The 21,554-nt window shown below is 56.6% G+C and carries 20 protein-coding genes; 8 read left to right on the top strand and 12 right to left on the bottom strand.

From position 1 onward, the window contains the following. Positions 1-54: 54 nt before the first annotated feature. The 3 genes from VSQ30_RS06075 to VSQ30_RS06065 form a co-directional block, all read right to left on the bottom strand. Entirely contained in the window at positions 55-1,302 is a 1,248-nt protein-coding gene (locus tag VSQ30_RS06075) for an LCP family protein (RefSeq protein ID WP_160642333.1), read from the bottom strand. A 24-nt stretch (positions 1,303-1,326) separates the two neighbouring features. Next, a complete protein-coding gene (locus VSQ30_RS06070) occupies positions 1,327-1,707 on the bottom strand; it encodes a GtrA family protein (RefSeq protein WP_334462781.1) in 381 nt (126 codons plus the stop codon). A gap of 163 nt (positions 1,708-1,870) precedes the next feature. Continuing rightward, a complete protein-coding gene (locus tag VSQ30_RS06065) occupies positions 1,871-3,226 on the bottom strand; it encodes an MFS transporter (RefSeq protein WP_334462778.1) in 1,356 nt (451 codons plus the stop codon). Positions 3,227-4,016: 790 nt separating this feature from the next. Between VSQ30_RS06065 and ftsZ the strand changes: the two genes are divergently transcribed. The 6 genes from ftsZ (at position 4,017) to VSQ30_RS06035 (ending at position 8,655) form a co-directional block, all read left to right on the top strand. After that, entirely contained in the window at positions 4,017-5,189 is a 1,173-nt protein-coding gene (gene ftsZ, locus VSQ30_RS06060) for a cell division protein FtsZ (RefSeq protein WP_160642336.1), read from the top strand. Positions 5,190-5,280: 91 nt separating this feature from the next. Beyond that, the gene (locus tag VSQ30_RS06055; protein ID WP_334462776.1) at positions 5,281-5,667 is read left to right on the top strand and encodes a VOC family protein; all 387 of its coding nucleotides are present in this window, start codon (positions 5,281-5,283) and stop codon (positions 5,665-5,667) included. A 76-nt stretch (positions 5,668-5,743) separates the two neighbouring features. Then, positions 5,744-6,349, top strand: a complete 606-nt coding sequence (locus VSQ30_RS06050) for an RpiB/LacA/LacB family sugar-phosphate isomerase (RefSeq protein WP_334462773.1) — start codon at positions 5,744-5,746, stop codon at positions 6,347-6,349. Positions 6,350-6,497: 148 nt separating this feature from the next. Then, the gene (locus VSQ30_RS06045; RefSeq protein WP_334462771.1) at positions 6,498-6,914 is read left to right on the top strand and encodes a YjdF family protein; all 417 of its coding nucleotides are present in this window, start codon (positions 6,498-6,500) and stop codon (positions 6,912-6,914) included. Between the two features lie 3 nt (positions 6,915-6,917). After that, positions 6,918-7,445: a FumA C-terminus/TtdB family hydratase beta subunit gene (locus VSQ30_RS06040; protein WP_334462769.1), complete on the top strand. Its 528-nt coding sequence runs from the start codon at positions 6,918-6,920 to the stop codon at positions 7,443-7,445. Between the two features lie 46 nt (positions 7,446-7,491). Continuing rightward, the gene (locus tag VSQ30_RS06035; protein WP_160642340.1) at positions 7,492-8,655 is read left to right on the top strand and encodes a cation diffusion facilitator family transporter; all 1,164 of its coding nucleotides are present in this window, start codon (positions 7,492-7,494) and stop codon (positions 8,653-8,655) included. A 67-nt stretch (positions 8,656-8,722) separates the two neighbouring features. Here VSQ30_RS06035 and VSQ30_RS06030 read toward each other — a convergent pair whose 3' ends face one another. From VSQ30_RS06030 to VSQ30_RS05990, 9 genes are all read right to left on the bottom strand, one after another. Continuing rightward, the gene (locus VSQ30_RS06030; RefSeq protein ID WP_334462768.1) at positions 8,723-11,077 is read right to left on the bottom strand and encodes an endonuclease MutS2; all 2,355 of its coding nucleotides are present in this window, start codon (positions 11,075-11,077) and stop codon (positions 8,723-8,725) included. Positions 11,078-11,101: 24 nt separating this feature from the next. Beyond that, positions 11,102-11,698, bottom strand: coding sequence for a GNAT family N-acetyltransferase (locus VSQ30_RS06025; RefSeq protein WP_334462765.1), 597 nt, complete (start codon positions 11,696-11,698; stop codon positions 11,102-11,104). A gap of 157 nt (positions 11,699-11,855) precedes the next feature. Continuing rightward, the gene (gene recO / locus VSQ30_RS06020) at positions 11,856-12,644 is read right to left on the bottom strand and encodes a DNA repair protein RecO (RefSeq protein WP_334462763.1); all 789 of its coding nucleotides are present in this window, start codon (positions 12,642-12,644) and stop codon (positions 11,856-11,858) included. A gap of 255 nt (positions 12,645-12,899) precedes the next feature. Beyond that, a complete protein-coding gene (gene era, locus VSQ30_RS06015) occupies positions 12,900-13,829 on the bottom strand; it encodes a GTPase Era (RefSeq protein WP_334462760.1) in 930 nt (309 codons plus the stop codon). Positions 13,830-13,849: 20 nt separating this feature from the next. Further along, the gene (locus VSQ30_RS06010; RefSeq protein WP_334462758.1) at positions 13,850-14,236 is read right to left on the bottom strand and encodes a diacylglycerol kinase family protein; all 387 of its coding nucleotides are present in this window, start codon (positions 14,234-14,236) and stop codon (positions 13,850-13,852) included. Then, positions 14,229-14,726, bottom strand: coding sequence for an rRNA maturation RNase YbeY (gene ybeY, locus VSQ30_RS06005; protein ID WP_160642345.1), 498 nt, complete (start codon positions 14,724-14,726; stop codon positions 14,229-14,231). The genes VSQ30_RS06010 and ybeY overlap by 8 nt, the downstream gene beginning before the upstream one ends. 18 nt (positions 14,727-14,744) lie before the next feature. Then, entirely contained in the window at positions 14,745-15,704 is a 960-nt protein-coding gene (locus tag VSQ30_RS06000; protein ID WP_334462755.1) for a PhoH family protein, read from the bottom strand. A gap of 173 nt (positions 15,705-15,877) precedes the next feature. Beyond that, a complete protein-coding gene (locus VSQ30_RS05995; RefSeq protein ID WP_334462752.1) occupies positions 15,878-17,077 on the bottom strand; it encodes a sporulation protein YqfD in 1,200 nt (399 codons plus the stop codon). Between the two features lie 17 nt (positions 17,078-17,094). Next, positions 17,095-17,316, bottom strand: a complete 222-nt coding sequence (locus tag VSQ30_RS05990; protein WP_160642347.1) for a YabP/YqfC family sporulation protein — start codon at positions 17,314-17,316, stop codon at positions 17,095-17,097. A 109-nt stretch (positions 17,317-17,425) separates the two neighbouring features. On the opposite strand from VSQ30_RS05990, the gene VSQ30_RS05985 reads away from it, so the two are divergent. Then, positions 17,426-18,544: a hypothetical protein gene (locus VSQ30_RS05985; protein ID WP_334462747.1), complete on the top strand. Its 1,119-nt coding sequence runs from the start codon at positions 17,426-17,428 to the stop codon at positions 18,542-18,544. A 1,769-nt stretch (positions 18,545-20,313) separates the two neighbouring features. After that, a complete protein-coding gene (locus tag VSQ30_RS05980; RefSeq protein ID WP_334462746.1) occupies positions 20,314-21,492 on the top strand; it encodes a DNA-binding domain-containing protein in 1,179 nt (392 codons plus the stop codon). Positions 21,493-21,554 lie beyond the last annotated feature (62 nt).

Genomic DNA, 21,554 nt, shown 5'->3' with positions numbered 1-21,554 from the left:
AATCCCCCGCCTTCCCTTTCTTTTCACGTTCCCGCGTTCCGCTTCCGGCGTCCTTTATTGCTGGGAGGCCTTCTCCCCCACCTCGCTGTCGGCGGTACTGCCATACTCGTCCCAATAGGGGGAGCCTTCCTCGTAAATGAAGGCGCTGACCCGCTGGGCCGCATTTGTCACGTCATAAATCAGGTAATATACCTGCTCCCCGCCTTCCTCCACAGGCCCGTCGTAAAGGTCGGTTTCATATTCCACATCAGGCACAGTGATGGACTGGACGTCAAAAGAGCTTGTGAGAATGGGGGCCATGCCTATAATGTCGTCCAAAGAGAGGTTTGTCTCGCAATAGGGCATCATCTGCTTGATAAGGCCGGGATATTCGGTGAAACTGATATTTTTCAGCCGCTGGACAAGGGCCGCGAACACCTTCTGCTGCCGGGCCACCCGGACATAGTCGGAACCGAGGTTGCGGATGCGCCCATAGGCCACAGCCTGGTTGCCGTTTAAGAGATATTTCCCGCCCTGGAAGCTGGTACTGTTAAAATCGGGGCTGCCGTAGGCGTCTTTGAAATAGTCCTCTTTGGTGATTTCCGGATAATACAGATCATTATACATCCCTGCCGCCAGATCCCGCTCCTGCTGCACCTGCACCTCCAGGGTGAGGTTTGTCAGGTTCAGGTTCACCTGGGCCATTTCCTCCCCGGTCACCTCCAGCTCCACCCCGCCGAACGCGTCCACAATGGCGGCCATGTTCACAAAGTTGATGGTGACATAATCCTCTATATCCAGGCCAAAATGCTGGTTCAGGGTGCGGATGGCAAGCTCCGGCCCGCCGTAAGCATAGGCGGCGTTTATCTTGGTGTCCCAGCCGTCAATATACTGCTCAAAGCCCTGGCCCTCAATGGGCACCCGGGTGTCCCGCATGATGGAGGTCATCTTGATGGAGTGGTGGCGGTTGTCCACCGTCAAAATCATAATAACGTCCGACTGGCCTTTAAACTCGCTGGTGCGGGAATCCAGCCCGAACAGGGCGATATTCTTAATGCTGTTGTCCAGGATGGCGCTTTCCTGTATGCCCAGGGCGTCCTTGTCCTTGGTGATGGTGGTAGTGGTCAAGTCCCCGATAAGCTCTGTGGAAATGTACATGGAGCCTGTGCCCAGAAGGATCATCAGCACGCACAGCACCCCGAAAAGGCTTTTTGCCACTGTGCGGCCCCGCCGGTTTTTCCGCCGCTTTTTATATTCTTTCGAGGAAGAATAGCTGGACATATCCTCAAATGCCTGATCCTTGCTTTTTACCTGTTTCGCCATAGGGCCTCCTTCCGCATAACCCGGTTACGCTTTGCCCGCCCCCTGCCGGCGGCGGAACACAAAGAGTTTGCTGAACACATAGTTTACAATAACAATGATAACATTGGAAAGCAGCTTCATAAATTTGTCGTTTATGCGCAGGAGATCCACCCCCGCGTACATGCAGCCCACATCCAGGAAAAAGGACAAAGCCCTGGCCCCGAAAAACCGGAGCATCTCCCCCAGTATCCCCTTAAAGCCCCGGGCCTGGCTTTCAAAAACCCATTTTCGGTTTGTCACGTAGGCAAAAAGGATGGAAAGCCCCTGGGCTATGACGGTTGCCCACAGGTAGCCGGCATGGAGGATATCCGCCAAAAACCAGTAAGACACCCAGTTTACCACAGTGGTGAGGCCCCCGAAGAACACATAGAGGATGACCTCCCGGTATTTTTGTAAAAGAGCGGCCAGAACAAATCCCGCCTTTCTGTAATTGAGGTGTTGACCTATAGTATACTGCAAAAGGGCGGCAAATTCAAGAAAAAAGTGTGTGAAAGGAGAAACCCCCGCCGGGATGGGCGGGGGGGCGCTGTTACGCCTGCCGGTGCTTCTCCCGCAGGGCGGCGTTGATGGCGGGATATTCGTCGTCCAGACGGTAGAAAAGATAGAGGGCCACGCAGGCAAGGGCAGCAATGCAGGGCAGGAAAATAAAGTTTATTTTGATGGCCAGCAGGGCCGGGCCTGTCTGGGCCATATCCGGGACATAGCCGCCTGCGTCCAGGATAAAGGCGGAAACCACGCTGGAAAGCACCACCCCGATTTTCACCATGAACATGGACATGGAGGTGAGCAGCCCCTGCTGGCGGGTTCCGGTAACATATTCAGAATGGTCGATGGCCTCCCCCAGGATGAGGAAGGACACGCCGTTGGACATGCTGGCCCCCAGGTTTGCCAGGATATTGCACAGGAACACAGCGGTAAGGTTCCCCCCGGCCAGGTACACCAGCAGGCTTCCCGCCACGAAAAGGCCATAGCCGCAAAGGGTAAAGGTGCGCTTTTTCATCCGGGCTGTGGCAGCCGGCACCAGGAAGCAGACGGCAAAGGTGGTGAAAGAGCCTACCGCCAGCAGGAGGCTTGCAAAGGAAGCGTCTCCCAGGCAGTATTTCGCGTAATAGAGGGCGGTGGAATTGCGGGTGACAGTGGCAAGATAGAAGAAAAGCTGGGCACAGCAGCAAATAACGGCAGGGCGGCTTTTCTTCACCGTCTCCCCCAGGATGCCAAGGGAAAAGGCCACAGGCGGAGGCTGCACCCGCTCCCGGGTGTTGAAAAAGCACACCAGCACCAGGACGATGATAATGGCGGAGAACAAAAGGGAAATGCCCACAAAGCCCCGGCGCTCGTCCCCCCTGCCGAAAAGATCGATGAGGGGCAGGGCAAGGCCCATAGACAGGAAGGTGCCCGCGGAGATGCAGACGAACTTTGACAGGTTCAGCCGCGCCCGCTGGGCCGGGTCTTCGGAAAGGTTGGGCATCATGGCGGTGTAGGGCACGTTGCACACCGTATACATCAGGCAGAAGAAGGTGTATGTAAGAAGGGCAAATATCCCCTTGCCAGACCCCGGCACCCAGGAGCAGAGGAACATCAGCAGCACGGAAATGGCCAGGGGCATGGCGGAAAACAGCAGGTAGGGCCGCAGCTTCCCCCATTTGGTGTGGGTTTTGTCGCTAAGCACCCCCACCACTGGGTTTGCAAAGGCGTCTATCAGCCGGGCGGCGCTCATGGCGGTCCCAGCCGCCGCCACCCCCACCCCGGCCACGTCTGTGTAAAAATACAGCAGGTAAGAGGCCATGAAGTTAAACACCATGCTGCAGGCCAAGTCTCCCAGCCCGTAGGAAACTGTTTCCCGCAGGGAAAGCTTTTCCCCCAAGGCCTGGTTTTTCTCTTTCAAAAAAATCATCCCCCATTTTCTCCGGCACCGAACAGCACCGGCTTTCAAACAGGAAAAGTGTATCATTTGCAGGAGGCTCTGTCAAGGGGATCCGGCAGAGGGAGTGCCCGGACGCCGGGAAAGGGCCAGGGGGCAAAAGGAAATCCTGAAACTTTTTGGCAAAATGGCCTTCGTCCCTTGCAGGACAGGGAGATTCATGGTATAATGTGTTCTGACGAACACTTGGGAGTATCCCTCTCGCGCACAGCGCTCGCCCCCTGCTTCGCAGGGGTATCGGGAACTCCGGATAAGGTTATGGTATAATAGCCACAGGCTATTATACTTGATTGAAATTGCCCCGCCCGGTTCTTCCCTCCGGTCAGACGGGCGATGGGCAAATACCAACGCGCTTTGCGCTTATGGTATAATAGCCACAGGCTATTATACTTGATTGAAATTGCCCCGCCCAGTTCTTCCCTCCAGTCAGACGGGCGATGGGCAAATACCAACGCGCTTTGCGCTTATGGTATAATAGCTCCAAGCTATTATATTTGATTGAAAACTGCCCCTGCGGCGCTTTTTTCCTTGTTGTGAAAAATAATACGCCACTACATATTGTGCTGATTTTGAATTTTCCTAAAGGGCCGGGGGCTTTTTTGCAGAATTTCCTTGAAATTTCGCCATGAAAGTGATAGATTATACCAAGAGAACTGGGTAAATGGCTTTTGTGTTAAGGCGGACAGCCTGCATTTGTATAACGCACCCGGGTGCGAATGGTATGTTTTTGAGAAAAAGCCGAGGAGGAAATGAAATGCCTTTTGAAGTTGACAACCTGTTGGACGAAACCCCTCAGACCATAAAAGTTGTAGGTGTGGGCGGCGGCGGCGGCAATGCCGTCAACCGCATTGCAAGCGCCGGGGTGCGCAGCGTGGAACTGGTGTGCATGAATACGGACAAGCAGGCCCTGCAGCGCTCCCAGGCCTCTGTGAAGGTGCAGCTTGGCGAGAAGCTTACAAGCGGCAGGGGCGCAGGCTCCAAGCCGGAAATTGGCGAGAAGGCTGCCGAGGAGAGCCGGGAACTGATTACAAACGTTTTAAAAGACGCGGATATGGTGTTCATCACGGCAGGCATGGGCGGCGGCACCGGCACAGGCGCGGCTCCCATTGTGGCCCGCATTGCCCGGGAGCTGGGAGCGCTGACGGTAGGCATTGTCACAAAGCCCTTTGCCTTTGAGGGCCGCAGGCGCATGGAGCAGGCCGAGCAGGGCATTGCCGCTTTGCGGGAGCATGTAGACTCCCTGGTGGTTATCCCCAACGAGCGCCTGAAGCTTGTAAGCGAGGAGCGCATTACCCTGGCAAACGCCTTTATTATTGCCGATGATGTGCTGCGCCAGGGCGTGCAGAGCATTTCCGATCTGATACAGCTTCCCGGCATTGTAAACCTGGACTTCGAGGACGTGAAGTCTGTTATGCAGAACGCAGGCTATGCCCACATGGGCACAGGCCATGCCGGCGGCAAGGACAAGGCCGCCCAGGCTGCCATGGCCGCCATCTCCAGCCCCCTTCTGGAAACAAAGATTTCCGGGGCCAAGGGTGTTATCATCAACATTACCTCCTCCCCCGACATTGCTTTGGACGAAATCGATACCGCTTCCCAGATTGTCACCGAGCGCGCCCACGAAAGCGCCAATATTATCTGGGGCGCTACCTTTGACGAGAGCATGGACGACGAGATGAACGTCACTGTTATTGCCACAGGCTTTGACGGCATGAACGGCGAACGTCCCAAGCCCGCTTTGGACTTGGATTTGGACGAGGATTTCCTGGGGGGCAACCCTGCGGCGGCTCCTGCCCCGGCCCCTGTCTCCTCTTCCCCCACCCGCACAGTGCCCATGCGCTCCGCAGCAGAGCCTCGGGTGGATCCGGCCGTGATTGACGATGACGATACCTTTACGGACATTATGTCCATTTTCAACCGGAAATAAGCCCTATGTAAAAACCTGATAGGAAGGGATCGCCGCGTGCGATCCCTTTGTTATAACAAGTTTCACGATTCTGTTTTGGGAGGAATTTTTCATGAGCATGTTAAACGGCGTACACCACATCGCGGTGAAACCTACAGAGGAGCAGTATCAGAAAACTGTGGAGCTGTACACTGGCCTGCTGGGCATGGAGGTCAAAATGAAATGGGGCGACGAGGCCCGGCCCTGCCTGATGGTTTCCTGCGGGGACAATACCTGCATGGAGATTTTAAGCGGCGAAAGCGAAACCCCTGCCGGAGGGCCTTTGGCCCACATCGCCTTTGCCACCGACAAAGTGGACGAGATTATTGCAAAGGTGCGGGAACAGGGCTATAAAGTCACCAAGGAGCCGGCGGATCTGGAGTTGGGCGGCAAGCCCATCCGCATTGCCTTCTTTATGGGTCCTGTGAATGAGGAAATCGAACTGTTCTGGGAAAAGTAAACGGCAGAAACACAGTATACATAGGCGGCCCCGCAGCCGAACAGGCGGGGCCGCCGCTTTTTCCGGAGGCAAGCATATGAAAGTTGGCGTGATACAGGCAAGCTCTCAAAAGGAGAAAAACAGGCTTCTTGAAGCCTGCACCCGGCAGGCGGCAGAAAAGCGGGGCCATGAGGTGGTAAACTTTGGGATATTCCCAGAGGAGGACGAGACATATTCCTATGTGGAAACAGGGGTGCTGATAAGCTTGCTTCTGTGCTCTGGGGCAGTGGACTTTGTGGTGACTGGGTGCTCCTCCGGCCAGGGAATGATGCTCTGTTGCAACAGCCTGCCCGGTGTGCTGTGCGGTTACGTGCCCACACCCCAGGACGCGTTCCTTTTCGGGCGGATTAACGGAGGGAATGCCGCCTCCCTGCCCCTGGGGCTGGGCTTTGGCTGGCTGGGGGAATTGAACCTGGAACTTACCCTGGAGAAGCTGTTTGACGAGGCCTTTGGCTGCGGGTATCCGCCGGAGGATGCACAGCGGAAGCAGAGGGACACAGTCCTGCTGCAAAAACTTAATGCCATTACGAAGCGGGGGCCGGATTGCTTTGCCGAATATCCTGCCGGGCTGATGGAAAAAGTCAAGCAGAGGAAAAATGTGATGGACTTTATCCGGCGGCATGGCTGCGGGCTGGAAATCTAAAAGAATCAAAAGCAAAGATAAAAACGCAACGGGCGGGTTTCCGCTCCAGAGCCGGTAGGTAGCCCGGCCGTCCCGCTTCTGCGGGGTAAGTAACCTGCCCCTCCGGGTTGTCCGTTCTTTGTTCATATTGGCTTTAGGAGGGTCAGTTATGGACAAGGTAACTGGAAAATTGACGGTATTTTTTGAAAACCCCTTCTGGGTGGGGATTTTTGAACGGATGGAGGACGGCAAACTGTCCGCCTGCCGGGTGGTGTTCGGCGGGGAGCCAAAGGACGGGGAAGTGTGGGCGTTTGTCCTGCAAAACTATAGCGGGCTGCGGTTCAGCCCCTCTGTGGAGGCCCCGGCAAAGGCGGAAGCCCGCAATCCCAAACGGGCACAGCGGGAGGCCAGGAAGCTGACGCTGGAAAAGGGCGCGGGGACAAAATCCCAGCAGGCACTGGGACTGCAGCGGGAAGAACGGAAAATCCGGTGGAAAGAGGAAAGCCGGGAGCAGAAGCTTCTGGAGCGGGAGCGGATTTTTGCCCTGAAACAGCAGAAAAAGAAAGACAGGCACAGGGGGAGATAACCTATGGAAGATATCAGGCTTGACACAAAAGATCTGCCGGAAAAGGCCCGCGCCCTGCGGGCAGGCCAGCGGGTGCTGCTCTCCGGGGTGGCCTACACCAGCCGGGACGCGGCCCACAAGCGTATCTGCGAAATGCTGGACAAAGAGGAAAAGCCGCCCTATCCCATTAAGGGCGCCGCCATCTATTATGCCGGGCCAACCCCCGCCCCGGAGGGCCTTCCCATTGGCTCCTGCGGGCCAACCACCAGCGGCCGGATGGATCCCTACACCCCCCGGCTGCTGGATTTGGGCCTTGCCTGCATGATTGGCAAGGGCAAGCGCAGCGAAGAGGTCTGCCGGGCTATAGAGCGAAACGGCGCGGTATACCTGTGCGCTATTGGCGGGGCCGGAGCCTTGGCGGCCCGGTGCATTGAAAGCGCGGAAGTGATTGCCTTTGAGGATTTGGGCTGTGAGTCTGTAAAACGGCTGGTGTTAAAGGATTTCCCCCTGCTGGTGGCTATCGACTGCGCTGGAGGGAATATTTTGGTATAAAGCGCATAGGATGTCAGCAGGCGCTTTTTGGAAAAGGAGACAGGGTATGGACAGCTTTATGGGATTTTTGGTGAGAGGCTATGGGCAGTTTGACAACCCCCAGGTGCGGCAGGACGCAGGAAAGGCAGCCGGGGCTGTGGGGGTTGCCACCAACCTGCTTTTATTCGCGGTGAAGCTGCTGGCTGGGCTTTTGTCCCATAGCGTAGGCGTGCTGGCAGACGCTGTGAACAACCTGACCGACTCCGGCTCCTCCATCATCATGCTGGTGGGCTTCCGGCTGGCGGGAAAGCCTGCGGATGAAAAGCATCCCTTTGGCCATGCCCGGATGGAATACCTCTGCGGGGTAACCGTGTCCTTTATCGTGTTGTTTTTAGGCCTGCAGCTTGGGTTCACCTCTATCGGCAAAATCCGGGAACCGGAGGGCACCACGTTTACGCCCCTCACCCTGGGCATCCTGGTTTTCTCCGTCCTCTTGAAATTGTGGCAGTGCCTTTTCTACAAAACTGTGGGGAAAAAGCTCCGCAGCGAGGCCCTGTGCGCCACAGGAGACGACAGCCGCAACGATGTGATTTCCACCCTGGCAGTGCTGCTGGGGGCGGTCATCACCCAGGTGAGCGGCTATAACCTGGACGGCTTTTTGGGGCTGCTGGTGGCGGTGTTCATTACAGTTTCCGGCGTGCGGCTGATTCTGGAAACCGGGAACCCCCTGCTAGGCATGGCCCCGGATCCGGAACTGGTGAAGTCTATTTACACCCGTATCCTGTCCTATGAAGGGGTTATCGGGCTGCATGATTTGACCGTACACAACTATGGGGCAGGCCAATGCTTCGCTTCTGTCCACTGCGAGGTGCCGGCGGAAACAGACATCCTTATCAGCCACGACATTATCGACAACATCGAGCGGGATTTTCTGAAGCAGGAGGGAATCCACCTGGTTATCCATCTGGATCCTGTGGTGACAGGGGATCCCCGCACCAACGGCTTAAAGGAGCAGGTGCGGGAGGTGGTGGCCCTGGCCTGCCCGGAGGCTTCCATCCATGACTTCCGGGTGGTGTGGGGCGTCACCCACTCCAACATCGTCTTTGACGCGGCAGTGCCCTTTTCCCTGGAAAAGCCGGACGGAGAAATCAGGAAAGCCATCTGCGGGGCTGTGGAAGGCCTTGACCCCTCCTACCGGGTGGTGGTGAACATGGACAGGGAGAGCCGGTAACGGCTTTCCCGCAGCAAAAAAGCACGCCTTATGAAAAGGCGTGCTTTTTGTATGGGATAGCGGCTGCTTATTTCATTTCCACCACGGTTACGCCGCTTTCGCCCTCGCCAAAGGCGCCCAGCCGGAAGCTTTTCACCTGGGAGCAGCGGCGCAAATGCTGCTGCACAGCGGCCCGAAGCACTCCGGTGCCCTTGCCGTGTATGATGGTCACCTGGGGCACATGGGAGCGGGCCGCCCTGTCCAGGAAGGCGTCCACCTCCATCAGGCCCTCCTCCACATTCATGCCACGCAAATCCAGGCTGGTGGCAATTTCCGGCGCGGAGACATTTTTTGTAACAGAGCGCCCCGGCTTTGCCTTGGCCTTCTGGCCCTCCCCGGAAAGCCGCAGGTTTTCCACCTGCACCCGGGTTTTGATAATGCCCGCCTGCACCAGCACCTGCCCGTCCTTGGGGGCCTCCAGCACAGTGGCGGCCTTGTCGATATCGAAAATCACCACGCTGTCCCCAGGCCGCAGTTCCCTGGGAAGCTGGTAGCCATCCCCGCGCCGCTTGCGCACCGGATCCGCAGAGGATTCCAGATCCCGCAGGCCAGAGCGCAGCCTTGCCTTCTGCTCTGCGGAAAGGGCCTTGTTCTGCTGGCGGCGCAGCTCGTCCAGCTCGTTTAGGAGGGCGTCGGCCTGCTGGCGCGTTTTTTGCACAATCCGGGAAGCCTCTTCCCGGGCCTGGTCGATTTCCCGCTTGGCCCGCTGGCCTGCCTCCGCCTGCCGGGCCTCGCTTTGGCGCATGGTTTCCCGGGCCTGCCGGGCCGCCTTCCGGGCGGCCTCCAGTTCGTTTTCCATTTCCCGGCGGCGCTCCTCCAGCCGCTCTATCACCTGCTCGAAGGAGCTGTTTTCCTCGTTCACCAGCTCTCCGGCCCGGTCTACAATGCGCCCCTCCAGCCCCAGGCGGCGGGAGATGGCAAAGGCGTTGGATTTCCCCGGCACGCCGATAAGCAGCCTGTAGGTGGGCCGCAGGCTTTCCACGTCAAACTCGCAGCAGGCATTTTCCACGCCGTCCGTCTGCAGGGCATAGCTTTTCAGCTCTGCGTAATGGGTGGTGCAGGCCAGGCGCACGCCTTTGCGCCGCAGTTCCTCAATGATGGCGGTAGCCAGGGCCGCCCCCTCCACCGGATCCGTACCCGCCCCCAGCTCGTCCAAAAGCACCAGGCTTTCCCCGTCTGCCACGTCCAGAATGCGGATGATATTCACCATGTGGGCGGAAAAGGTGGAAAGGCTCTGCTCAATGCTCTGCTCGTCCCCGATATCCGCCAGAATGTGCCTGTACACAGGCAGGCGGCTGCCCTCCCCGGCGGGGATCATCAGCCCGCACATGGCCATCAGGGTTAAAAGCCCCAGGGTTTTCAGGGCCACGGTTTTGCCGCCTGTGTTGGGTCCTGTGATAATCAGGGCGTCGAAATCCTGCCCCAGGGTGATGTCTGTGGGCACCACCTTCTCCTTAGCTATCAAGGGATGGCGGGCGCTGTGCAGCTCTGTCCGGCCCTTTTCGTCGATTTCCGGCACCACAGCCTTCATGCGGTAGGCAAGCTGTGCCTTGGCGAAAATCACGTTTAACTGCACAGCAAACTGGTAGCTTTCAATGAGGGAGTCGGCAAAGTCCCCGGCCTCCCCAGAAAGCTCCAGCAGGATGCGGCTGATTTCCTCCTGCTCGTCAGACCGCAGCACCCGGATTTCATTGTTCAGCTCCACCACGCTCATAGGCTCCACAAACACAGTCTGCCCGCTGGCAGAGGTGTCGTGGACAAGGCCCGGCACCTCCCCTCTGAACTCCGCCTTTACAGGCACCACGTACCGCCCACTCCGCTGGGTGACGATGGCCTCCTGCAAATGCTTCTGGTGGGTTTGGGAGTGGATAAGCTTGTCAAGCTGCTCCCGCACCCGCACAGCCGCACCCCGTATCTTCCGGCGGATGGCGGCAAGGGCCGGGGAAGCGGCGTCCGCCACCTCTTCCTCGCTTTGGATGCAGGTAAAAATCTTTTCCTCCAGGCACTTGTTGGGCGCTAAAATGTCAAACCGGGGAGAAAGCACTGTGTGCATTCCGGCGTTTTTGCTGTGCCACTGCTGCAAAGAGCGGATGGCCCGCAAGGTGCCGCCGATGTCCAGCAACTCCCGAAGCCCCAGCCCGCCCCCGGCCTGTGCCCGGCGCAGGGCGTTGGCCACATTCTTCATGCCGTAAAAGGAGGGCGCGCCGAACTTTGCCATAAGCACAAAGGCCGCGTCCGTCTCCTCTAAAAGCCGCCGGGCTTCCGCCGGGGTGTGTACCGGCTCTATGGAGCGGACCAGGGCCGCGCCGTCCTCACAGGTGGTTTCCTTAGCCACCATTTCTAAAATTTTATCAAGCTCTAAGGCCCGGTAATTTTTGTCCATGATTGTCCTTTCTTTGCGGGGGTGCTATAGCTTCACCGCCCCAAGCAAATCCTTATAGGCATATCCTTCCCGCAGCATGCTGCTGTATGTGCTCACCCAGCAGGGCATCAGCCCACAGCGATGGGCCACAGCCTGGGATCCTACATTTGTAACGGAGGCACTATAAAATGGGGCAATTCCCTTTTCCATGATCTTTTCCGCCAGACAGCTTACCAGAGCAGAGGCCAAGCCCTTGTTTTGATGGGCAGGCAGTACGTCCACGCCCATTTCCCACAGGCCCTCCGCTTCCTGGCCCGCACCCGCCAGGCCGATAATCCTGCCGGCCTCCATGGCATAAAACACGATGCGCGCGCCTGTGTTCCCGTCCCTGTCAAAAACCAGGGAATTGGGAAACCCTTTCAGCCCAGCCAACCGCTTTATGTCCTGCCCTTCCAGCAGATCATATGTATAGGTGCCTGACAAGGGCTTTGGGCCGAACGTCTTTAAGTCCGGCACAAAGTGGATTGTCTGCCCAAACACCAGCGGGAATTCAAAAACCTCATCCCGGCTTTTTCCCTGGGTCCATTTCCGCACCTTTGGCAGCAACTCAGGTGAGGCGGATACCACCACGCTTTTGCCCATGGCAGCCAGCTTTATGAAAGGGGGCTTTTCATTCCCGTTTGCAACAAAAAAAACACCTTCTTGCGTAAAAACATTTGCTTTACATCCCAGCTGCCCTGCCAAATATTCTTGGGCGGCAGCAAAAATCTTCTTTGTATCCATATCCTTTTTCCAATCCTTATACCAAATTATTATAAAAATCCAAGGTCTGGGGCCTTTTTTGCAGCACCTGCACGGTATAGGCCTCCACAGTCTCCCCAAGCTCCTTTGCCGCCCCCTCTGAGAGGGTGAAGGAAAAAAGCTTTTCAAAATCCGTGTAGATGATGTGCCGCATGGCGGTCAGCGCCGCCGGGGAGAGCAGGTACCCTTCCCCCCCGCAGGCTTTGCAGCGGATGTTCCCCTCCTGCACCTGGAAGGCCATAGGGTCGGCCTCATAGGCCCCGCAGCGGGAGCATCCCACCAGATCCGGCATAAACCCCGCCACAGAGAGCATCCGCAGCTCCACAATGGGCTTTAAAAGAATCTGGGGCTTTGTGCCCTCGCACAAAAAATGCAGGGCATTGAGCACCAGCCGCAGATAATCCCCGCTCTCCACCCCTTCAGGCACCAGCTCCGCTGCCAGGGAGCAAAAATACTGCCCCAGGGCCAGGGCGGTGATGTCCTTCCGCAGGCCGAAAAACACCTCGATGGGGAAGGCGTCGTTGATTATGTATTTTTCCCGCCCCTTATACAGGTTCAGGCGGGAATAGCACAAAAGGCCTGTAGCGGCATTTTTGCTGTCTTTCAGGCTTTTGGCCCGCCGGGCAAAGGCCCGCACCACGCCTTCGTCCTTTGTAAGCACGGTAACCAGCCGGTCACTCTCCCCCACCGGCTGTTCCCGGATGATAAGCCCCTGGGTTTTTACCTGCACGCTGTCCCTCCTGTGCCATGCACTGTCCTTCTCCTGCCCGGTTCTTAAGCTGTGCATACCGGATGTAATCCTCTATCTTCCCCGAATGGGCAAAGCATACCCATGCCTGTTTTTCGTCCACAAAGGCTTCCTCCTTCCGGCGCAGGTTTCTGCGCAGGATGTGTTCCTATAAGTTGGGCTTTATAGGAACACACCCAAATTGCTTTGCACAAAAAGTATTTGCAGCTTTGCGCCCGCTATGAAAGGAAAAAATATCTTTGTTCGACAGGCTCCGGCAGAATCCGCGCCCGGTTTGTGCTTAGGACTCCGTTCTTATAGTTCCAGATTCTGCTGGGAGAAGCCCAAGCTTTGGAGGGTTTGGGGCCGCTGCCGCCAGTCCTCCTTCACCTTCACCCAAAGCTGCAAATTCACCTTGCAGCCGAAAAATTTTTCCAAGTCTCCCCGGGCCATGGTACCGATTTTCTTCAGCATCTGCCCGCCCTTGCCAATAAGCATTCCCTTATGGCTCTGCTTCTCGCAAAAAATCGTCACGTGGAGGGTGAGCAAGTCCCCTTCCTCCTCCATGTGTTCCGTAACGGCAGCCACCCCATGGGGCACCTCCTGCTCAAAAAGCCGCAGCACTTTTTCCCGCACCAGCTCTGCCGCAATCACCTGCTCCGGCTGGTCGGTGAGGGTGTCCTCGGAAAAGAGCCAGCCCCCAGGGGCTGCAAGGCCCCGCAGCTCGGAAAGCAGGGCCTCCATGCCGCTGCCGTCCCGGGCGGAAACAGGCACTACGGCCCGGAAATTATAAAGCTGGCTATAGCCGGCAATCTGGGCCATCAGCCGGGTCTTGTCCTCCAAAAGGTCGATTTTGTTGATTGCCAGCACAGCGGGCACCCCGGCTGCGCGAAAGCGCTTTATCAGCTCCTCGTCCGCCTTGGACACTGGCGCCCCTGCCTCTGTCACCAGCAGGCAGGCGTCCACCCCGTCCACTGTGCTGGTGACAGATTTCACCATAAAATCCCCCAGGGAGTTCCGGGGCTTTAAGAGGCCCGGGGTGTCCATAAACACCAGTTGATCCCCCTCCACTGTCAGCACGCCCATAATGCGGGTGCGGGTGGTTTGGGGCTTGGGGGAGACAATGGCGATTTTCTCCCCGATAAGCCGGTTGAGAAGGGAGGACTTGCCCACATTGGGCCGCCCTACAATGGCGATAAGGGCAGAACTGCCCTCTGCCCCCCTTGAATCGAATTCATATTCCATTTTTAAACCATCCTTATACATTATATATACCGCTGCAGCATCTCAATGCAGCCCAAAAGCCGCGGCAGGAAAACCACTGCGCCCACTGCCGCCGCGAAAACCGCCGCCAGCAGCACAGCCCCTGCCGCTATATCCTTGATTTTTCCAATCTGGGCGTTATGCCCTTCCTCTATAAAGTCGCACAGCCCCTCTATAGCTGTGTTCACAGCTTCGGCTGCCGTCACCATGCCCATGGCAAGCAGCAGGCAGGCCCATTCCGCCCGGCCCACGCCCAGCCATGCCGCCAGAAGCACCACCAGCACACAGGCCCCCAGGTGTACCCGCATGTTCCTCTCTGTCCGCAGGCAGCTTCCTATCCCCCGCCCTGCGTCCCTAAAGCTGTGGAAAAACCGCCGCTGCTTACGCATCGGTGTAGCTGCTGCTGGCGGGCAGGCCTAACTGGCTCATCACCAGCTCTTCCTTTTCCCGCATCCGCACCCGGGCAAGGCCCCCGTCCTCGTGGTCATAGCCCAAAAGATGCAGCATGGAGTGGGCCGTAAGATACCCAATTTCCCGCTCTAACGAGTGCCCGTAAAGATTGGCCTGCTCCATGGCCTTGGGCACAGAGAGCACAATGTCCCCCAAAATTTTTGCCCCGGTTTCATGGTTGACATCATAGTGCCCATCCTCCCCCATGGGAAAGGACAGCACGTCGGTTACGGCGTCCTTGCCCCGGTATTGGCTGTTCATCTCCCGGATCTGCTCGTTATCCACAAAGGAGACGCTGATTTCAGCGGAGTCTGGAAAGTGCTCCAGCAGCAGCACCGCATGGCAGCACCGGCGGATGAGCATCCGCACCCCGGTGGGGATCTTCACTTGCTTCTGGCGGTTGGAAATGATGACCTTTAGCTTCTCCATATGGGTTCTCCCTTTCACTTATTTATTGGCGCGCCCGGCCCGCTCGTAGGCCCGGATAATGTCCTGCACCAGCCTGTGGCGCACCACGTCTTTTTCCGTAAACTTGAAGATGGCAATATCCTCCACCCCCCGCAGCACCCGCACCGCCTCCTTCAGGCCGGAGCGCTTGCCGTCGGGCAGGTCTATCTGGGTCACGTCCCCTGTGATAACCATTTTTGAATTAAAGCCCAGCCGGGTGAGGAACATTTTCATCTGCTCCCCGGTGGTGTTCTGGGCCTCGTCCAGGATGATGAAGCTGTCGTCCAGGGTGCGGCCCCGCATATAGGCCAGGGGCGCCACCTCAATGTTCCCCCGCTCCACATAGCGCTGGTAGGTTTCCGCCCCCAGCATGTCGAAAAGAGCGTCATATAAAGGCCGCAGATAGGGATCCACCTTCTGCTGCAAATCCCCGGGCAAAAAGCCCAGCTTTTCCCCGGCCTCCACTGCCGGACGGGTGAGGATAATGCGGTTTACCTCCTGGGCCCGGAAAGCTGTGACAGCCATAGCTACCGCAAGGTAGGTTTTGCCTGTGCCGGCAGGGCCTACCCCGATGGTAATGGTGTTGTCCTTGATATTGTCGCAATAGGTGCGCTGGCCCACGGTTTTGGGCTTGATGGGCTTGCCCTTGCTGGTGATGCAGATGCAGTCCCTGGCAAGGCGCTGCACCTGCTGCTCGCTGTCCTCTGCCACCATGCGGATGCAGTACCGCACGTTCTGCTCCGTAAGGGCTTCCCCGCTGCCAATAAGGGTGATAAGGCTTTGCAGGGTGCGGTATGCCCGGTCTACCTTTTCCGGGTCGTCCCCGCTGATTTTCAGCTCTGTATCCCTGAAAAGCACCTGCACGCCATATTCCTGTTCTATCAGACGCACATTGCTGTCAAAGCTGCCGAAAAGCTCGGCGGCCTGCTCCAGCCTGTCTACATTGATCCTCTGTTCCAAATACACTTCTCCTTGCTTTTTGCCTGCCCTCCGCCTGCGCGGCAGACAGAACCAGGCAGGGCAATTTTAAATCAAGCATAATAACTGTTGTATAGTTATTATACCACAAGGAAAAACAAATGTTCAAGAGAAAATCCTATGAAATCTGTATAAAATTTATCCCCATCTTCCGTCTAATCCACCAAAACTTTTTGCAGCTCCCCAATTTCTTCCCGGCAAAGGCACTTGGCCTCTAAAATGCACATGCCTTCTGTGAAATGAAATTCCAGCTCTTCCTCCAGCACCCGGCCCCCAGGGGCAATCTCCCCCCGCTGGATTTCCCGCAGCTTTAAAAGGGCCTGGGCCTTCTGCTCCTCCTCTGTTAAAGCCCGCTCCTGCTGGGCGCAGGCAACCCGGGCTTCCCTCCGGAGGGAGACGGGCAGCTTCGTGCCCAGCGCCTTTAGCGGGTGCTCTTCCCGGTAGGCCCGGCCTTCTCCCGGGGCCAGGGGCAGGCTTAGAGGCAGGCGCAGGCCCAAAAGGTAGAGGGAATAGCTGTTTTCCGTCTCCCCTGTTTCCACCCACTCTTTTTTCATGCCGCTGACCTGCACTGTAAAGGTGCGCCATGTTTCCGCCGTCACACTGCCCCGGGCCGGGCCAGTCACCTGCAGGGGATTGGGGTTTGGCTCTGCCCAGGGATCCTGCTCCTCCTCATACAGCCCGGAGATTAAAAGCTGGCCCCGTTCCACCGCTTCCCCCAGCTTTACCTCCGGCCTGCCGCTTTGGGCCTGTATCTCCACCACCTTCCCTTCCCGGGAGGCCACAATGTTTGACCACCCTGCCTCTTCCTCTGGCTGGGGCTTTGGCTCCCCTTCCTTTACGGCAATCTCCGCAAAGCAGCCGTCTGTGCTGATGCCAGCCCAGCTCAGCTCCGGCAGCTCCGATAAAATCCCCAGGGCCGCGCCCCGGGGATTCATCTCCCGCTGGGCACAGCCCTGGTAAAGCCCCTGGCGGGCAGCGGCCTCCAGCACCCTGGAAGGCGGCATAAGCTGTGTCCCTGTCACCGACACCCCCCACAGGAACCCAGAGAGGAACCAGTACAGCGCCCCGCCGCAAAGCGCCCCCAGCAGCAGCCCCTTCCGGGCCTCCAGCCTGTGGATCAAAAAGGGGGCGCCCCGCTTTTTCAACAGGCGGGGCCTGGACCCGCTGCGCCTGTACACCCCCCGCAGCTTTTTATACTCCCGGGCCTTTATCCGGGCCACAGGCAGCCCCTCCCGGCGGCGGTAGCCCCAAAGCCCGATGCGGCTTTTGGCGGTTATGTTGAAAAACCGGGGGCCGTCCCCCTCCACCTGAAATTCCGCATACCCTGAAAGCAGATGAAACACCTTTTCCAGCAAAGCACCCAGCCCCTTCCCTATACCATATATTCCACCTGGGAAATAAATCCCTCTATCACAGCGGAGTTCTCTGTCAGCCTGCGCAAAGCCAGATCCCGACCCCCAAAGCGTACAGTGAGCCTGCCCGCCCGCAGGAGGATTTTTTCCGCGTCGTAGTCAATAATGCCGTCGCAGCCGTCCACCACAGCGGAGCGGTTGCCTGTAAGCGTAATCAGCGTGCCGCCTTTCCCCTGCTCCATGCCATCCCTCCCAAAAGTTTTTTTGCCGTCGGGTAATAATATGTGTGGCAGGCGGCATGTATCCCCGGTTTTTCCCATATCCTGTAGATGGACAAAGGAGGGGTTCTTAATGGAAATGGCGCGCAGGCTGTGCAGGCGGATACCGGGGGTGCTGGGGGCTTTGGGGGTGCTTCTCCTGGCCATGGCCCTGCTGTCCTTCCCGGAGGAGGTAAAGGACGGGGTGCGGGCAAGCGTGCTGTACTGCCTGACAGCCCTCATCCCTTCCCTGTTCCCCTTTATGGTGCTTAGCTGTCTTATGGTGCAGTCCGGGGCTGGGGAGCTGCTGGGCAGGCCCCTGGCCTTCCCCACCCGGTGGGGCTTCCGCCTGCCGGGGTGCTGCGCCGCCCCTGTTATCATGAGCTTTTTAGGAGGATACCCTGCCGGGGCCCGCAGTGCGGCACTGCTGCTGGAGCAGGGGAAAATCACCCGGGAGCAGGCCGGGCGCATGATGCTTTTCTGCGTGAACCCCGGCACAGCTTTTGTGGTCACCTATTTGGGGGGCGGCGTGCTGGGCAGCTACCAGGCCGGCTGGCTGTTGTTTTTCTCCGTCACCCTCTCCGGCCTTTTGCTGGGCCTGCTTTCCGGCCTGCGGGGAAAAATCCCCCCGAAAAAGCAGGAGGCCCGCCCTATAAAAATAGGGGGGGCGCTGGTGCGCTCTGTCTCCGGCGCAGCCCAGAGCGTGCTTATCATGTGCGCCTGCATTGTAAGCTTCGGCGCCCTCTCCACCCTGCTGCACGCCACAGGAGCTTATCAGGCCCTGGTCCGGCTGCTGGACGCCCAAAGCTTCCTCACGCCCCTGGAAACAGCGGCGGCCCTCTCCTTCCTCCTGGAGGTTACCGGCGGCGTGGGGGATGCAGTCCGGTTCCACGCTGGCCTGCCCTTATACGCCTTTGGCCTGGCCTTTGGCGGGCTGTGCGTCCATTTGCAGGTGTTCGCCATGTTCCCCGGGGAGTTCCCTTTGAAAAAGTGGCTTTTCTTCCTGTTCCGGCTGATCCACGGGCTGCTTTCCGCAATCTGCTGCCAGCTTCTGTGCAGGCTGCTGCCCGGGGGAACCCTGGAAACTGCCGCGCCCATAGGGACTGTGCAGGCCTTTTCCGGCACAGCGGCAGGCGGGCTTTCCCTGCTTCTGCTCTGCGCCGCCTTTTTGGTGGCTGTGGGCAAGGAGGGAAATAAGAAGCTGCACCAATAGGCCCCTGCACAAACCTTTTCGGGAAATTTAGTGGGCTTCTGTAAGTTTTCATGAAGAGTGAGAAACCCAGGACGGGCCTATTTTTCAACATGAAAAAATGTGGAAAACTCCGGGAAACGGCTTAAATACTAGGTTTTTCGCGGAAAACCGTTTGCATATTGGTGGAAATTTTGCAATCTCGCAAAATGGGATTGCAAAATTTTTTTGCCCGTTTTTGGCCCTGAAATGGCCTGCGCCGTCCCAACCCGCCAATCGTAAAAAAGCACCTTTTCAGACCGTTTAATTTTTGCGCAAAACCTTTTAAGAAACCGCACAAACCTAGCATTGGTGCGGTTTAAGCGGCTTTTAAGAAAATAACAACAGCCCTTTAAGCAAACGCACACAAACGCCGCTTAAAGGGCTTGTTTTTTGCTTTTAAGCGAAAACAGCCCCGACAAAATCTGTCGGGGCTAAGAAAACGTGTCGGCGCTTAGAAAACACTAGGTTTTTGGGGTGTTTTGTCCAGGAGAAAACTTTTCAAAATGTCGGCGCTGATTTTTATTATCACTCAAAAAATCTGGACGCTTAAACGGCTTCTAAAAGCCCGGAGGTACTCCCCGTTTTGCAGAGTACCTCCTCTCAAATATCAGCTAGGGTGTCCATAAAATAGACCCCCTTTCCATACCTAGAAGGGGGTGGTAAAACGCCACCCCCCTATTTGTGCTACGAGGGGTGAACGCTACATCCCTTTGGCGAGCAGACTTATGCAGTTTTTCTATAAGGATATGACCCTAACTTCCGGGTAGGCTCATCACATTTCTAGAGGGGGTCGTATTTCACGACCCCTCTAGCGTTTTTATGTTCAAAGGGTGTAGATTAGACTTACACCCTTTGAATGGGTTCGGCGCTTTACCGACCCCTAGGTGGGTAGATTGCACCACCCCCACCTAAAGGGCGTGTCACAAGGGTGATCACCTTTTGAGCACCCCAGCTGGAAATAGGGCAAAGGGGTGAACACAAAGAACATCCCCTTACAAATGGAAAAACACAAAGGGTGTCCATAAGAATGGACATCCAAAAGATGCCCTAACAATTTGTTGGGACATAATGATTCAGTAAATGTCAGAGACCCCGTCATGTTTCGTGACCCCGTCTCCATTTTTTGTTCCCAGCGGGTATACGTCACTCTCCGTACACCTAATGGGCTTAGAGCAATAGCATAAAAGCGGGAAAAAATCCCGAAAAGCGGGATTCTGTCCCAAAACTGTCACAAGCCGAAAAACTTGTGATATCTTGGTGTTTGTTTGGTACAAATGTAGTTATTCGGGAACAAAAAAAGCCTTTTGGAGCGCCTCTGCATAGCTTTTCATAGCAGTATCCCGTGCCTGCTGGGGCCGTGTTTCTGGATCAATATCCTCCCCAGCTCCAGCGCAGACATCTATGCAGCGTGTAGTGGCTGCAAAGACGGCTTGGATTAGTTCCATGGCCGCCGCCCGCTGGCGGGTATCCTTTATCTTTAGGATATGGCCTAGCTCCACCAAAATATCAAAGGTGTGTTTTTGCTCCGAGGCGGCACACTCTTTTAGTAGATCATTCAGCCCAGCAAGCTATACTGACATCCGGCTTTGGGAGCATGAAGGTGAGGATGTATTTGTTGCCCCCTACAAAGGTCTTCTGTGGGTTTGGAAATGGAATAAGATGGTTTTGACTACCATCCCAATGCGACCTGTGCATGGGCAACAATAAATGCTGATTTAGTCGATTTTAAGGGGCACAAAGAAGGTGGAACAATGGAGCCTCGTCTTACAACAAGAGAAGTAGCCAAGCTTTATAACAAAGATGAAAGAACCATCCAGCGTTGGGCAAAAAGCAATAAACTGAAAGCCGACTGTGTTTATAATCAGTTCAATTCCCCTGAGTATGTGTTTTCAGTTGAGGACTTAGATAAACCTATACAAGAAAAATACTTTGCCCAGGTAAAGGCTAGTTTGCCAAAGACGGCTAAATCTATCAGCAAAAAGGGCAAGGCCTTTGACCACTACTCAGACAGCGAACGCCAGGAAATTATGTGGTGGGAAAAGACCCTCAAGGAGTGGCAAAACTACCGTGACCGCTACCCAGGTGATAAAGCTGAGGCCGATGACAAGTTTGTTGCTCTTTGCGCTAAAACCAATCCAGAGCACACTTTTTCTGTAAAGACGCTTTACCGAAAAAAGAAGATGCTAGAAACGGAGGGGCCAGAGGCCCTTATTGACAAGCGCGGCAAGGGCCGCAAGGGAAAAAGTAAGATCACCGAGGAAATGCGGCAGACGTTTTTAAGCTACTACCTGGACGAAGCTCAGCACCCCATCCAAAAGTGCTATGAATATACCCGGCTATACTTCCAGGAAACGGCCCCGGAACTGGTGGCGGATATCCCCACCTATTCCACATTCTGGCGCATGGTGCAGAACGATATACCTGAGCCCATGGAAGTGCTGGGGCGGCAAGGGCAAAAGGCTTTCCGCGACCGCTGCGCCCCCTACATACACCGTCTATATGAGGAAATGGCCAGCAATGAGTGGTGGGTGGCGGACAACCACACCTTTGACGTTATCACTCAGGGCGAGAACGGCCAGCTCCATCGTCTGTACCTTACGGCCTTCTTTGACGCCAGGAGCGGGATATATACTGGGAGCCACGTCACCACGGCCCCCAGCAGCCAGTCCACCCTGGTGGCGCTGCGCAAGGGCATCTTGAAATACGGCATCCCGGAGAATATTTACGTTGACAATGGCCGCGAGTTCCTGACCCATGACATAGGCGGCCTGGGCCACCGAAAGAAGAAACCCAAAAACGGCGAGGAGCGCTTTGAGGTGCCCCCGGTGTTCGAGCGGCTGGGCATCAACATGACAAACGCCATAGTCAAAAACGCCAAGGCAAAAATCATTGAGCGGCGCTTTAGATACATAAAAGACCACCTTCTATGATTTAATGGTCATGCGGGTATCCGAGGGCGAGAGTGCGTTCAACAGCGAAATGCAGAACGAGC

The organism is Acutalibacter sp. JLR.KK004, from assembly GCF_036941085.1.
Lineage (GTDB): Bacteria > Bacillota > Clostridia > Oscillospirales > Acutalibacteraceae > Acutalibacter.
The sequence above is the reverse complement of the archived record's forward strand: the minus strand, read 5'-3'. Positions and strand labels throughout refer to the sequence as shown.

Coding starts and splice junctions, on each gene's coding strand:
- VSQ30_RS06075 (WP_160642333.1), bottom strand. CDS start 1,302: ATGGCGAAACAGGTAAAAAGCAAGGATCAGGCATTTGAGGATATGTCC.
- ftsZ (WP_160642336.1), top strand. CDS start 4,017: ATGCCTTTTGAAGTTGACAACCTGTTGGACGAAACCCCTCAGACCATA.
- VSQ30_RS06055 (WP_334462776.1), top strand. CDS start 5,281: ATGAGCATGTTAAACGGCGTACACCACATCGCGGTGAAACCTACAGAG.
- VSQ30_RS06050 (WP_334462773.1), top strand. CDS start 5,744: ATGAAAGTTGGCGTGATACAGGCAAGCTCTCAAAAGGAGAAAAACAGG.
- VSQ30_RS06045 (WP_334462771.1), top strand. CDS start 6,498: ATGGACAAGGTAACTGGAAAATTGACGGTATTTTTTGAAAACCCCTTC.
- VSQ30_RS06040 (WP_334462769.1), top strand. CDS start 6,918: ATGGAAGATATCAGGCTTGACACAAAAGATCTGCCGGAAAAGGCCCGC.
- VSQ30_RS06035 (WP_160642340.1), top strand. CDS start 7,492: ATGGACAGCTTTATGGGATTTTTGGTGAGAGGCTATGGGCAGTTTGAC.
- VSQ30_RS06030 (WP_334462768.1), bottom strand. CDS start 11,077: ATGGACAAAAATTACCGGGCCTTAGAGCTTGATAAAATTTTAGAAATG.
- VSQ30_RS06025 (WP_334462765.1), bottom strand. CDS start 11,698: ATGGGCAAAAGCGTGGTGGTATCCGCCTCACCTGAGTTGCTGCCAAAG.
- recO (WP_334462763.1), bottom strand. CDS start 12,644: ATGCACAGCTTAAGAACCGGGCAGGAGAAGGACAGTGCATGGCACAGG.
- era (WP_334462760.1), bottom strand. CDS start 13,829: ATGGAATATGAATTCGATTCAAGGGGGGCAGAGGGCAGTTCTGCCCTT.
- VSQ30_RS06010 (WP_334462758.1), bottom strand. CDS start 14,236: ATGCGTAAGCAGCGGCGGTTTTTCCACAGCTTTAGGGACGCAGGGCGG.
- ybeY (WP_160642345.1), bottom strand. CDS start 14,726: ATGGAGAAGCTAAAGGTCATCATTTCCAACCGCCAGAAGCAAGTGAAG.
- VSQ30_RS05990 (WP_160642347.1), bottom strand. CDS start 17,316: ATGGAGCAGGGGAAAGGCGGCACGCTGATTACGCTTACAGGCAACCGC.
- VSQ30_RS05985 (WP_334462747.1), top strand. CDS start 17,426: ATGGAAATGGCGCGCAGGCTGTGCAGGCGGATACCGGGGGTGCTGGGG.
- VSQ30_RS05980 (WP_334462746.1), top strand. CDS start 20,314: ATGGAGCCTCGTCTTACAACAAGAGAAGTAGCCAAGCTTTATAACAAA.